Here is a 13,231-nt window from a genome sequence, read left to right as displayed (position 1 = left end):
ATCTCCTGAAAATGACACCCTGCATAAAAAAAGACACCCCGAAGGGTGCCTCTCACCGGCGTTAAGCCAGCATTTAGACTTAGACTTGTCTGAATTCGAGCCAGCCGATGTGCAAGCCGGGTTTGATATGATCCAGCGTCAACTTGTATGTTCCGGCTTCCAGCTCGGCCTTGCCCAGCTTCAGCGTGATCCACTGGCTGTCCGTACCGTTGGTTTGCACGGTAGTGAGCGCCTGGCCGTTCAGGCTTACGTTGCAGGCGCTTTGCGCCAGGTCGGTTCCCGGCGACATCGTGCTGACATACATCCGGTATACGCCTGCCTGCTCCACATGCAGCAGCGCTGTGCCTTCCGCCGAAGGTACGATCCGTGCTTCTCCCGTCAAGGATTGAGCCTGTTCCGCACTCAGTGCTGGGTCAGCTTTCAGGACGGCTACGGTCTCTTGCGTCAGCTGCCCTCTGGCGAATACCGGCGCCTGCAGCAGGAACTCGCAGATATTGATTGCGCTGCGCTGCAGCTCTCCGCGGGTCAATGTACCGTCGGCCAGCGACGCAATGGTATTGTCGTCATAAGCGTTTGTCTCGGCGCCGTAGTTGCTGACGACCATGTACAGGTCGTTTTGCGCCCGGACCATAAAGTTCGTATATTTGCGGGACGGCTCGCCGCCGTTTGCCGTGTCGTTCATCACCGCCCACCAGTCGGTCATGACGATGCCTTTATAACCCCACTCTCCGCGCAGAATGGTAGTGTTCAGGTCATAGTTGGACGCCGACCAGTGTCCGTTGACCGGATTGTACGCCGTCATGATGGAGTTGGCACCGCCGACCTTCACGGCCATCTCGAAGCCTTTAAGGTAAATTTCCCGCACCGCGCGTTCGGAGAGGACCGCATCCACTTTGCTGCGGTATTTCTCTTGGCTGTTGCATGCGAAATGCTTCAGCGTCGCGCCGGAGCCGCCCTTCTTGATGCCGCGGGTGCAAACCGCCGCGAATACGCCCGTTACGAACGGATCTTCCGAGAAATATTCAAAGTTGCGCCCGTTCAGCGGGCTGCGGCGAATATTGAGACCGGGACCGAGCAGCGTGTCGATGCCGTTGCGCAGCAGCTCTTGCCCTTCAAGAACGTATAACTCTTCCACCAATTCCGGGTCCCATGTGGCTGCGAGCAGGGTGCCGATCGAGACCTGGGTCGCTTTGTGGCCGCTGTCCATCCGGATGCCGGATGGGCCGTCGGCCGTACAGCCGACAGGAATGCCGAAGCCCAGCAGGCTGTCGGTTACGCCGCCGAAAGCCGAAGCCGTGCCCGGCGTGACGAGCGGGCTGACCATGCCTTCGCCGCGGACGATGGCGGCAAGGTCTTCATCGCCGAGTTGGGCGATAAACTGCTCCATGCTGACTTTGCCCTCGTGCACATCGCGCAGCTTGTAGCCTTGATCGCCGGTCTGCAGCAAGGTTGGCGGCAGATTCTCGGCGATTCGCTCGGCTAGGGAAATCGTCTGCGTCGGCACCGCCTCATAGGTCAGCTCATATGTGCCATTCTCGCGTCTTGCGCCCGGTTTCATCCGCTGGAAAGCCTCCGTAGGCGCCAGCGCCTCACCCAGCTGCTCTACCACTTGCAGCGCCTCCAGCGTGTATCCCTCTTGCCCGTCGACGGCAATCCAGCTCGCGTTTCGCACGCTGGTACCGGCATACAGGCGGTAGATGCCGGCTTCCAGCACATACGCCCAGCGCGTGCCGGTAGCGCCGCCGTCATCATAAGCGGCCATGCGGCTCACCGGAAAGCCGATTGTCAGGGTCTGCGATTCGCCCGGCTGAAGCAGCCGGGTCTTGCCGAAAGCGGCCAGACTGCGGGCCGGACGGCCCAGCTTGCCCTGCGGCGCTTCATAATAAATTTGCACGGTTTCCTTGCCGGCATACAGGTCTCCAGTATTCGTTACGGCAACGTTCAGTTCCAGATGCGGTTCGCCGTCTTTGACCGTCAGCTTCGCTTCGGAAGCCTCCAGCGCAAATTCCGTATAAGACAAACCGAAACCAAACTCGTAATGTACCTTCTCCGGACAGAAGGTTTCGAAATAACGGTATCCGACATAAATATCTTCCTGGTAGAAGTTTCTGGTCTCATTGCCATAGTTGGCGGTGGACGGATAATCCTTCAGATCATACGCAATCGTATCGGTCAGCTTGCCGCTTGGCGTCACGTCGCCGGCCAGCACGTCGGCGATGGCGTTGCCGCCCTCCATGCCGCCATGCCAGGCGTAAATAATCGCCGAAACCGGATTCGAATAATTAGCATCCTCGATCCAGCTCATGTCGATAATATTGGATACGTTCAGGACCACGATGGTCTGCTCAAAGTAGCGGGTCACCATCCGCAGCATTTCTTTTTCTTCATCGTTCAATTGATAGCTGCCCGGCTCGTTGGCATTGTCCTGGTCTTCGCCCGCCGTGCGGCCAATGACGACAACGGCCTTCGCGGAACGTTCGCGCGCCGCGGAGACGATCTCCGCCGTAAGCGGCATTTCTTTCTGATGCCAAGGTTCGGCCGCCCAGCCGCCTCCGCCGTTGTCGAACGGATTGCGTTCGATCCAGGCTTCATAAACGGCAGCCAGCTCTTCGTTTACTGCAATATGGGCCTTGCTCCGCAGACCGTCCAGCAGGTTGGTCGTGTAGGCAACGTTGACACTGCCGCCCGAGCCGGTGCCGCTGCGGTAATAGTTGATCTGGGTGCGGCCAAACACGGAAACGGTTTCGTTTTCGCGCAGCGGCAGCGCTTGTCCGTCATTTTGCAGGAGTACGGCGCCTTCCGCAGCCACCTTGCGGCTGAATTCGGCAAAGCCCTCCAGGGGAATTCCCAACTTCTCAATACTCAAAATGCTTCTCTCCCTCTGTCTGTGTGATGTCTCCGCGGCGGCAATAACATTTTATTAAAAGTTATGTATCCCGCGCGATTTTGTTCTAACGTTGTGTCTAGTGTACCATGCCAACCCGGGATTTCAAGAAGAAACGGCTTTGCCGCCCTCCATGGGAGGGTACCCGTTTCTGCGGGAAAGTTATTATATTTCAAGAAAAAGACACCCGAAAGAGGTGTCGTGAATCGGCTATCGCCCGTGGCTCCGGCTTGTTTATCTCCGTCTGCGCTTCATCATCCGGTTGTACGTAACCAGTCCGGCAATAATCATGGCGATCATCGCCAGGCTGCTGGCCGATTCCGGCGACATCCCGAACATTAGGCATACGCTGTTTACGAGAAGTCTGGTAAGCAGCGCAATCGCGATCAGCATGATCGGTCGCGAAATATTATATCCTCTCATTCCTGCACTCCTCTGAACAAAATAATCATGATGGCGCTGTCATTGCCCTGATTAGTGCAATTATAGCACAAAAGGAGCAGCGTTCGCATATCTCGGGCGGCTTGCAAGCTAAGGCCCCTTATAATTCGTATTGGCGCGCGGACCTTTCCGTATCAAAAAAAGCGCCGCCGGGGAAGTTCCCCGGACAGCGCCGCTTCGGCTTGCTCCGCCAGACTTAGCGGTTAAGGCCGGTCCATTTCCAGTTCTCCACTTCCGGAAGGTCGAACCCTTCCTCGCGGATGTATTGATGATGCTTCTTGATCACGGCATCCATTTCGTCGGCAATCGCCTTGTATTTCGCCGCTTCCGGCAGGCTAAGCACCGCTTCCTTCGCCAGATCGAAACGGTCCATCTGGTTCAGCACGCGCATATCGAATGGAGTGGTGATATCGCCGTTTTCCCGGTAGCCATGCACATGCAGGTTGCGGTTGCTGCGGTCAAAGAACAGGTCCTTGATCAGGCCTTCGTAGCCGTGGAACGCGAAGATGACCGGTTTGTCTTTTGTGAAAAATTGCTCAAACTCCTCGTCGGACAGGCCGCGCGGATCGAGCTTTTGGCTTCTCAGCTTCAGCAGGTCCACAACGTTGATATAACGGATTTTGAGCTCAGGCAGACGTTCATTCAGAATCGAGATCGCGGCCAGGGCTTCCATCGTCGGCTCCGTTCCTGCGGAAGCAAAGACGACATCCGGCTCTCCGCCTTGGTCGGTGCTCGCCCAATCGATAATCTTCAGCCCTTTGTCCACCAGTTCCTGCGCTTCAGCGGCGCTGAACCATTGCGGACGCGGATGCTTGGAGGAGACGATCAGGTTGATTTTTTGCCGGTCGTTCAGAATGGTATCAAATACCGCCAGCAGCGTGTTGGCATCGGACGGCAGGTATTCGCGGATGAATTCCGGTTTCTTGTCGGCCAGATGTCCGAGCAGACCCGGATCCTGGTGCGTGTAGCCGTTATGGTCCTGCTGGAATACGGTCGAGGTTGCTACGACGTTCAGCGACGGAATATCCGCACGCCAGCCTTGATCGGTCGCTTTGCGCAGCCATTTAAAGTGCTGGGTAATCATGGAGTCCACAACCCGCAGGAAAGCTTCATAGCTGGCGAAGAATCCGTGGCGTCCAGTCAAGACATAACCTTCAAGCAGGCCTTCCGCCTGATGCTCGGACAACTGGGAATCGATGACGCGGCCGTAAGACGACAGGAATTCATCGTTTGGCTCCACGATCCGGTCCAGCCATTGGCGCCGGGTAACTTCGAATACCGGTCCGAGACGGTTGGACATCGTTTCATCCGGTCCGAAAATGCGGAAGTTGCGGTTCTCTTCATTTAATTCCACAACATCTCTGATATATTTGCCGAGTACCATCATATCCTGCGCGATGATTTGGCCCGGTGCGGCATTGTCCAGCGCGTAGTTGCGGAAATCCGGAAGCTTCAGGTCCTTAATCAGGTTGCCGGCATCGGTAACCGGATTTTTGCCCATTCGGCGGTCGCCTTGCGGGAGAATTTCCGCGATATCGGCATTCAGCTTGCCTTGTGCGTCGAACAATTCTTCCGGTCTGTAGCTGAGCATCCAGTCCAGCAGCGCCGGTGCATGTTTCATGTTCTTTTGATCAACCGGAATCGGCACCTGGTGGGCACGGAACGAGCCTTCGTTCGGCACATGGTCCCATTCCTTCGGACCGGTCCAGCCTTTCGGGGAACGGAAGACCAGCATCGGCCATGCCGGACGGGTGAGATCGTTGTTGTCGCGGGCATTCTTTTGAATCGCCTGGATTTTCTCAACGATTTCATCGAGCACTTTGGCCATTTGCGGATGCATCAGCGCCGGATCTTCGCCTTCTACGAAGTAAGGTTCCCAGCCCATACCCTTGAAGTAAGCTGTAATTTCTTCCGTCGACTGACGGGACAGAATGGTCGGATTGCTGATTTTGAACCCGTTGAGATGCAGAATCGGCAGTACGGCGCCGTCGGTAATCGGGTTAATGAAACGGTTGGAGAACCACGAAGCGGCCAGCGGTCCGGTTTCGGCTTCGCCGTCGCCGACTACGACCGCGGAAATCAGGTTCGGATGGTCGAGGATAGCGCCGACGCCGTGGGACAGCGAGTAGCCCAGCTCTCCGCCTTCATGGATGGACCCCGGCGTTTCCGGTGCCGCATGGGAAGCCACGCCGCCCGGGAAGGAGAACTGTTTGAACAGCTTTTTCAGGCCGGGAATATCCTGAGTAATCTCAGGGTAAATTTCGGTGTAGCTGCCGTCGAGGTAAGAGTTCGAGACCATGACCTGGCCGCCGTGGCCCGGGCCTTCAATATAGAACATGTCAAGATCATATTTCGTAATGACACGGTTCAAATGCGCATAGATAAAGTTTTGTCCGGGAATGGTGCCCCAGTGTCCGATCGGTTTAACTTTGACGTCCGCATCCTTTAGCGGTTCTCTGAGCAGCGGATTGTCCTTCAAATACAATTGCCCTACGGAAATGTAATTCGTCGCCCGCCAGTACGCATCAAGCTTCTCCAGATACGCTTTAGAGGAATAATCCACCTGTGTAGCTGTTAATCCCATTTTCTCCACTCCTTGTGTATATCGATCTTTATATTCCAAAAGCTTCTCTCCACATTTACATCATACTGCTGCCCGAAATAAATACAATCCTTTTCTGCAATTGATACGGTCCAATTTTGTGAAATTTTGAACATACTATGAATACCGCCGTTAATTCAATGTAAAATCGACATGATTATGGAGCTGTCACCAATGAATTGCTTTCAAATTAACCCGAAAAAGATAAAAAAAATAAGGCATGAATGATTCACACCTTATCCTTTGTCTACAGAGACGAAAGTATTAAATTTCAGATAATTATAATGGAACCGCATATGCGAGAATTCAAACGGCGTCCCGTTATCGAGGAAAAAAATGCCCTCCATGATGCTGACCGGCTCATGCTCGCCCAGATTCAGCAGCTCCCGGTCCTCCGGGTTGGACGGTTCGGCATAGATGGACAGGAACGATTTGGTCACCGCCAGATTGCGCGAATCCTCCAGGTAATTGAAGATGGAGCCTTCGATAATCGTCTGGTTGAGGTCCTGCACGATCTTGATTGGTATGTAGCCGGTTTCAATCATAAAAGGAATATCGTCGAACAGGCGCAGCCGGACGATCTTATAGACAAAATCATGGGTATCGAGGAATAAGTCGCGGCGCAGCTCTTCGGTTGGGGCAACCACCTCAAAGCTCAGCACCTTTACGCTCGGCTTCTGGCCATGCATCTGAAAGTTGTCGGTAACGCCCAGATTAGAGCCTTCATAGTTGAAGATGGATTCGTTTTTGACATACAGCGGATTGATGAACGTGCCGGAGCCGCGTTTTTTGAAAATAATCCCCACATGCTCCATCTTGGTAAGCGCCCGTTTGATCGTACTGCGGCTGACCTGGTACGTTTCGCTTAAGCTCCGTTCATCCGGAAGGCGCATATCGGCGTATTTACCGGCGAAAATCTTCGTTTTGAGATCGTCTATAATCTGCTTGTACACAAATTGGGTCATGGAATACTCCTCTACAGGTCATCTTTGGCAAGAGGCGGCGATCCGCATCCTTATCTATCATAACATGTACGCAGGAAAAATAGTCGGCCTTTTGACAAGAACATTTGTTCGGGTATATACTTTCTCAAGAGGAGGAATCGTTCGTGGATATGATGAAAAAGCTTGAGATTTTGACCGGCGCAGCCAAATACGACGTTGCCTGCACCTCCAGCGGCTCCAATCGTCCGAATGAACCGGGCGGCATGGGCAATACGGTCAGCATGGGCATCTGCCACAGCTTCGCGGCGGACGGACGCTGCATTTCGCTGCTCAAGGTGCTGATGACCAACGGCTGCGTCTACGATTGCGCCTATTGCGTCAACCGCAAATCGAACCCCACGCCCCGCGCGGCTTTTACCCCCGAAGAGCTGGCCGACCTGACTATGCAGTTCTACCGGCGCAATTATATTGAGGGCCTGTTCCTGAGCTCCGGCATTATGCGGAATCCCGACTATACGACCGAGCAGCTGATCGCTGCGCTTACTTTGCTGCGGGAGAAATACCAGTTCCGCGGGTATATCCATGTCAAGGCCATTCCCGGCGCCGATGAGCAGTTGCTCTCGCGGCTGGGCCTCCTGGCCGACCGCATGAGCGTCAATATTGAGCTGCCTTCGCAGCAAAGCCTCGGCGTCCTCGCCCCCGACAAAAGCAAAGACTCGATCCTGAAGCCGATGTCGCTCATCCGCGAACGCATTACGGAGAACCGGGCGGACATCGTGAAATATAACCATGCGCCCAGCTTCGCACCGGCCGGCCAAAGCACACAGATGATCGTGGGTGCCACGCCGGATACCGACCGGCAGATCATCAACCTGACCGAAGGCTTGTACCGCAAATACAAGCTGAAGCGGGTGTTCTACTCGGCGTACACGCCGGTGGTCGAACATTCGCTGCTGCCGGCGCTCGATACGAAACCGCCGCTCCTGCGCGAGCACCGGCTGTATCAAGCAGACTGGCTGCTGCGCTTCTACGGCTTCAAGGCCGGCGAGCTGCTGGACGAAGCGACGCCGAATTTCAATCCGCTGCTCGACCCGAAATGCAGCTGGGCCATTAACCACCGGGAGGAGTTCCCGGTGGAGATCAACCGCGCCCCGTATGAAATGCTGCTGCGCATTCCCGGGGTCGGGGTGCGCAGCGCGCAGCGGATCGTCAAGGCGCGGCGGACGGGGCCGCTGGATTTCCACGCCCTGAAGAAGCTCGGCGTTGTGCTGAAGCGCGCCCAATTCTTCATTACCTGCAAAGGCAAGATGCTGGAGGGCCTTAAGGTCGGCGAGCATACGCTGATCCGTTCGCTGATGTCCGGGCAGAATCTGCTGCCCTACGAGCAGCCGCAGCTTCAGCAGCTCTCTTTCTTTGACGATGCCGAGCTGCTGGCACTGACGGCACAGGCCGCACTCCCGGCGGTGCCTGCCGCATTTCCCGCAGCCGTGGCTGCCGGTGGAGCTGTGGATGCCGATACAGCTGAGGCGGGCACCGCTGCTCTGGAAGGGGCGGCCTTCGATGTTTAAGATCTCCGCGCTCGCCTACACCTATGACGGCAGCTTCGAAGGGCTGCTGTGCTGCGTATTCGAAAGCTTCGCCTGGAAGGAGACGCCGCTCGCGGTCCATTCGGAGCAGGAGGGCCAGGGGCTGCTGCTGGAGGCGCGCTGGATCGAGACCGATGCCGCCAAGGCGGAGCGGGTGCTCCGCTCCATCCCGCAGAAGATCGGCGCCGAGGCGGAGGAATGGGTGCGCCTCGGCTTCTGGTCCGGCGTGCCGGAGAAAGAGCTGCTGCTGATCCGCTTCCTGCAGCTCGGCTTCAAGCATGGCCGCCAGGTGATGAACATGCTTGCCGACGAGACGGTCCATGCCCTCGGCAAAGCCGTCCAGCACCTCCAGCGGGAAAGCCACAAATATATGGGTTTTGTCCGTTTCTCCGTATACGGACGGGTGATGGCCGCCGTCATCGAGCCGCAGGGCTACGTGCTGCCGCTGCTGCAGGATCATTTCTGCGACCGGTTCGCCGGGGAAAGCTTTATGATCTATGACAGCGTCCACCGCGTGGCGCTCATCCATGAGCCCGGCCGCCAGGCAATCATTCCGCTCGATGAATGGACTCCGCCGGAAGCCGATCAAACCGAGGAGCATTACCGGAGCCTCTGGACCGGGTTCTATCATGCCATCGGCATCGAGCCGCGGCGCAACGAACGGCTTCGTGCCTCGCTGATGCCGAAGCGGTACTGGAAGCAGCTGCCCGAGATGAACGGGGGCGGCACGGCCTCATTCCGTTTGGGGAAGAAGGACCATGAGGAGCGGCGCCTGCCGGAAGGACCGGAATGAACGCTTTCAGCATTGGGCAGAGCCTTCAAAGGATTACAGCTTATACGACCGAATGATCTCGTCCGCCAAATCCCGCACCGCGACCGGCTTAAACCTTTGCATCCCTGGAAGCATGCCCAGCAGCTTCACGAACGGGACCATCGGGGCAACCTGCGGTTTATCGCCGTAAATTAGGCTGGGCCTAAAGATGGCAATGGATTTTCCGCTGTTTCTGGCGAGCGTTTCCGCGTCTTGCTTGCTGCGAACGAATGCTTTATGGGTCAGCGGCAGACCCATTACGCCGGAGACATACCCGCCATGTTCGATGGATAAACGGTCCATCAACGCGATCATTGTCTTTACCGGCCCCACGTTCATCCGCGCAAATTCTTTGGCGGTCCGGGCGAAGACCGTTCCGACAAGATCGATGATAACTGCAATGTTTGCGGGAAGCTTATCGCTGAAAGAATCAGGCTCAAGCGCATCCCCTGTAAGCCAGTGCATCCGCTCGTTCCCATTCAGCGCATCGGAGAGCGTGGCGGGCTTTCCGCGCCGCGATACGCTGTAGATATGGACCTCCGGCTCGGCGCGGAGCCATCTTTCGCACAAATGCTGCCCGACGTATCCGCCGCCTCCAAGCACAACTACATTTTTCATCCCGCATCCTCCGTTTCTCCGTTTCTTAAGCTGCCCAGCCCGTCCTCTGGAACACTTACTTCGATAGATCCTACCCTATCCGCAAATCCCTGACGGTAATTTCGCTATTCCACGCCTACCGTATCCTTCAACCGTTTGATATCGCTGATCGGCGGCAGGCCGAACATCCGGGCATATTCCCGGCTGAACTGGGAGGGGCTTTCATATCCGACCTGGTAGCTGGCATCTGCCGCCTCCAAGGATTCGGCAATCAGCAGGCGCCGCGCCTCTTGCAGACGGATCTTCTTCTGATACTGCAACGGACTCATCGCCGTGACCTGCTTGAACTGATGGTGCAAGGCGGAAGGGCTCAGATTGATCGCTTTGGCCAATTCGTCAATCCGCAGCGGCTTGGCATATTCCTGGTTAATCAGCGCGATCGCCTTGGAGACCGACTCCGCATTCCCGCTGCTGACGGCAAGTTGACGGATCAGCTGGCCATGCTCGTCCTGCAGAACGCGGTACAGGATTTCACGGATCACGAGCGGCGCGAGGAAGGGAATGTCTTCGGGCGTATCGAGCAAAGACACCAGCCGCGTCACCGCGTCAAGCAAGCCCGGACTTGTCCGGCTGACCACAAGTCCCCGCTCCAACGGGGCTTTACTTCCCGCCGGCTGCGGCGGCAGGTCCTGCATGATCTCGATAATTTGATCCGCCGTAAACCGCAGCTTTACGCATAAATACGGCCTTTCCGGGCTGGCTTCGATAATCTGCCCCATGATCGGCAGGCGAACGGAAGCCACCAGATAGGAGTCGGTGTTATACATGTAACTCTCTTCGCCGAGCGTCACGATTTTGGCGCCCTGGGCGATCACATACAGCGAAGGTTCATACAGCGCCGGCAGCGGCTCCGAAACGGCGGTCGCGCGCAGGAAGCTCAGCGCCGGAATCGCCGTCGGCTGCACGCCCTCCCGGTCCGTCAGCCGTAGGACAAGCCCGGACAGCTTCTGCCGCGCCGAATGCGAAGGCGGTTGTTCTATTGGCGGTTGTTCTTCCCGGTGTAGTTCCATCCTCAGTCCCTCCTTTATTAAACCGATCATAATCCTTCATGCAGGATTGGGCAAGAATCGGGGAAGAATAGGCTACCTGCCTAAGCCTTGGCAAATCTATAATCAACTTAAATCTTAAACAGAGAGGTTGATTGCAGATGAAGACTTTAACGGGAAAAGTAGCAATCGTGACCGGCGCCTCCAGAGGTATCGGCAGCATGATCGCCAGGCAACTGGCCGCGCTCGGCGCCAAGGTGGTCGTCAATTATTCCAGCAGCCCGCTTCAGGCGATGGAGGTCGTGAAGGAGATCACCGGTGCAGGCGGCGAGGCCGCCGCGGTTCAGGCTGATGTCAGCAAGCTGGCCGACGTGGAGCGGCTGTTTTCTGAGAGTATTGCCCTGTACGGCAAAGTCGATATCCTGATCAACAATGCCGGGGTGATTTTGTATAAACTGCTGGCCGATGTTACCGAGGAAGATTTCGACCGCTTGTTTGCCATTAACGTGAAGGGCACCTATTTCGCCTGCCAGCAGGCGATGAAATACATGTCGGACTATGGGCGGATCGTCAATTTCTCGACCTCGATCAACGGGACCATGTCCCCGACTTACAGCGTTTATGCAGCTGCCAAAGGTGCGGTCGAGCAAATTACCCGGCAATTGGCCAAGGAGTTCGGCCCGAAGAAGATTACAATCAATACGGTAGCACCAGGACCGGTGAATACCGAGCTGTTCACTGTCGGCAAAACCGAGCAGCAAATCGCTGCCATTACGCAGATGAATTCCTTCGGCCGCTTGGGTGAACCGGAAGATATCGCGAACGTTATCGAGTTTCTGGTCAGCGATCAGGCCGCCTGGGTGACCGGTCAAACGCTGCGCGTGAACGGCGGCTACGTATAAAATCAGGATAAACAAGGGCTTCTTCGGCTGCCGGATTCCGGCTTAGCTGAAGAGGCCTTTTTCATTACAAAATAAGGAAGCTGCGTGGTACACTAAGTTTGCCATAGTCCATCGGCGGAAGGAGTGCCCGCTTTGAACATCGTAACGACCCAACCGTTGATCCGGCAGGTATGCCTATCCATATTAATCAGAGGAAGTGAAGACCATGATTAAATGGTTTATATTAGCCTGCGCATGCTCGCTTGCGCTTTACGTCTCCATCTCCCCCAACAAGAAACAGCGACTCTTCGTTCCGCGAAGCTCGGGGCTGGGCTGGTCGTTTAATTTTGCCAACCCTTATTCCTGGATCGTGCTTTTTTTGCTGATTGCGGCGGCTGTGCTGTAGGAAGAAGTAGAGTATTTTTCATAGTCGAATGATCCCGTTCATGTCATCCGGGCTGCTCTTATAATAGATATATCTTACAGAAAAAGGGAGGCCGCGCACATGAACCATCTATTCCGCAAAGAGATCAGCGACTGGAACGACTGGGGCCGGGTTTATCAATCCATTCCGGATTTCCGCGGGCTGATCGCGGCGATTTTTCAAAATGAAGGGCTGGCCGGACACGAGGCCATCTCTCCCCTGACACCCGGCACCAATGCCGTCTTTAAGGTTGGCAGCTATGTCATCAAGCTCTTTGCCCCCAAAGAGTCGGGCGCGGATACGGACAACGATTATGCGGCTGAAGAACAAGCGATGTTGCGGGCAATCGCCCAGGGCATACAAACGCCGAAGATCATTGCCGCCTCCACCATTCACGACAAATATGAGTTCAAATATTTCATCATGGAATATATCGACGGGCAGGATGCCGGGGAACGGCTGCCGGCGTACACCCAGGAGGACAAGCGCAAATTTGTGGAGCAGCTTAAGGATAATCTGCGTAAAATCAACGTTCCCCCGCCCGTGGCTATGAATTGGGAGACGTTCATACATAGCGCAATCGGCCAGCCGCGCTGGCAAATGTTCTCTGACGGCTTTCAGGCGCAGCGCGCGGAGTATCTCCGCAGTTGCGGCAGCGCTCCTCTGCTCTATGTCCATGGCGATGTTACGGCCGAGAATGTCCGGATCGCGCCGGACGGTCAAATGTATCTTATCGATTTTGCCGACAGCACGATTGCCCCGGCCGAATACGAATACCCGCCGATTGTATTCAGCCTGATGGACTCTGATCCGGATTTCATTCATCTTTTTCGCGGAGAAATGGACGAGGAGACGTTTGCCGACCTCCTGTTCCGCGGCCTTATGATGCATGCCTTCGGCGCTTTTTTTGTTAGGGACCTGTGGACAACATATACAAGCAGAGCACTTGCCGAGTTATCCACTCTAATAGAGGTGAAGGTACTGCTTCAGTCTGTGCTTTATCCGAAATAGTTAG

Annotated in this window: 11 protein-coding genes; 5 read left to right on the top strand and 6 right to left on the bottom strand. The window is 55.8% G+C overall.

The features are described 5' to 3' along the window. Positions 1-79: 79 nt before the first annotated feature. The 4 genes from BMW84_RS19685 to BMW84_RS19670 all read right to left on the bottom strand — a co-directional run bounded on the left by BMW84_RS19685 (position 80) and on the right by BMW84_RS19670 (position 6,892). The gene (locus BMW84_RS19685; protein ID WP_091071322.1) at positions 80-2,866 is read right to left on the bottom strand and encodes a glycoside hydrolase family 3 C-terminal domain-containing protein; all 2,787 of its coding nucleotides are present in this window, start codon (positions 2,864-2,866) and stop codon (positions 80-82) included. A gap of 252 nt (positions 2,867-3,118) precedes the next feature. Continuing rightward, positions 3,119-3,307 carry a hypothetical protein gene (locus BMW84_RS19680; protein ID WP_091071320.1) on the bottom strand — a complete coding sequence of 63 codons (189 nt, stop codon included), beginning with the start codon at positions 3,305-3,307 and terminating at the stop codon, positions 3,119-3,121. A gap of 214 nt (positions 3,308-3,521) precedes the next feature. Beyond that, a complete protein-coding gene (locus tag BMW84_RS19675) occupies positions 3,522-5,909 on the bottom strand; it encodes a phosphoketolase family protein (RefSeq protein WP_091071318.1) in 2,388 nt (795 codons plus the stop codon). 254 nt (positions 5,910-6,163) lie between these two features. Beyond that, entirely contained in the window at positions 6,164-6,892 is a 729-nt protein-coding gene (locus tag BMW84_RS19670) for a GntR family transcriptional regulator (protein WP_091071317.1), read from the bottom strand. A 149-nt stretch (positions 6,893-7,041) separates the two neighbouring features. Between BMW84_RS19670 and BMW84_RS19665 the strand changes: the two genes are divergently transcribed. Further along, positions 7,042-8,439 carry a putative DNA modification/repair radical SAM protein gene (locus tag BMW84_RS19665; protein ID WP_254773062.1) on the top strand — a complete coding sequence of 466 codons (1,398 nt, stop codon included), beginning with the start codon at positions 7,042-7,044 and terminating at the stop codon, positions 8,437-8,439. Further along, on the top strand, positions 8,432-9,250 hold the full coding sequence (locus BMW84_RS19660) for a TIGR03915 family putative DNA repair protein (protein ID WP_091071314.1): 819 nt from the start codon (positions 8,432-8,434) through the stop codon (positions 9,248-9,250). The genes BMW84_RS19665 and BMW84_RS19660 overlap by 8 nt, the downstream gene beginning before the upstream one ends. 33 nt (positions 9,251-9,283) lie before the next feature. Here BMW84_RS19660 and BMW84_RS19655 read toward each other — a convergent pair whose 3' ends face one another. Next, complete coding sequence (locus BMW84_RS19655) at positions 9,284-9,886, bottom strand: SDR family oxidoreductase (RefSeq protein ID WP_091071311.1); 603 nt, start codon at positions 9,884-9,886, stop codon at positions 9,284-9,286. Positions 9,887-9,990: 104 nt separating this feature from the next. Beyond that, a complete protein-coding gene (locus BMW84_RS19650; protein ID WP_254773056.1) occupies positions 9,991-10,935 on the bottom strand; it encodes an AraC family transcriptional regulator in 945 nt (314 codons plus the stop codon). A gap of 137 nt (positions 10,936-11,072) precedes the next feature. Here BMW84_RS19650 and BMW84_RS19645 point away from each other — a divergent pair, with 137 nt between their 5' ends. From BMW84_RS19645 to BMW84_RS19635, 3 genes are all read left to right on the top strand, one after another. After that, a complete protein-coding gene (locus BMW84_RS19645; protein WP_091071308.1) occupies positions 11,073-11,813 on the top strand; it encodes an SDR family oxidoreductase in 741 nt (246 codons plus the stop codon). A gap of 205 nt (positions 11,814-12,018) precedes the next feature. Further along, the gene (locus tag BMW84_RS19640) at positions 12,019-12,198 is read left to right on the top strand and encodes a DUF5808 domain-containing protein (protein WP_091071306.1); all 180 of its coding nucleotides are present in this window, start codon (positions 12,019-12,021) and stop codon (positions 12,196-12,198) included. Positions 12,199-12,297: 99 nt separating this feature from the next. Continuing rightward, positions 12,298-13,227, top strand: a complete 930-nt coding sequence (locus tag BMW84_RS19635; RefSeq protein ID WP_091071303.1) for a phosphotransferase family protein — start codon at positions 12,298-12,300, stop codon at positions 13,225-13,227. The last annotated feature ends 4 nt before the right edge of the window (positions 13,228-13,231 follow it).

Source organism: Paenibacillus sp. NFR01 (assembly GCF_900111565.1).
Lineage (GTDB): Bacteria > Bacillota > Bacilli > Paenibacillales > Paenibacillaceae > Paenibacillus_AQ.
This window is presented reverse-complemented; position numbering and strand designations above follow the sequence as displayed.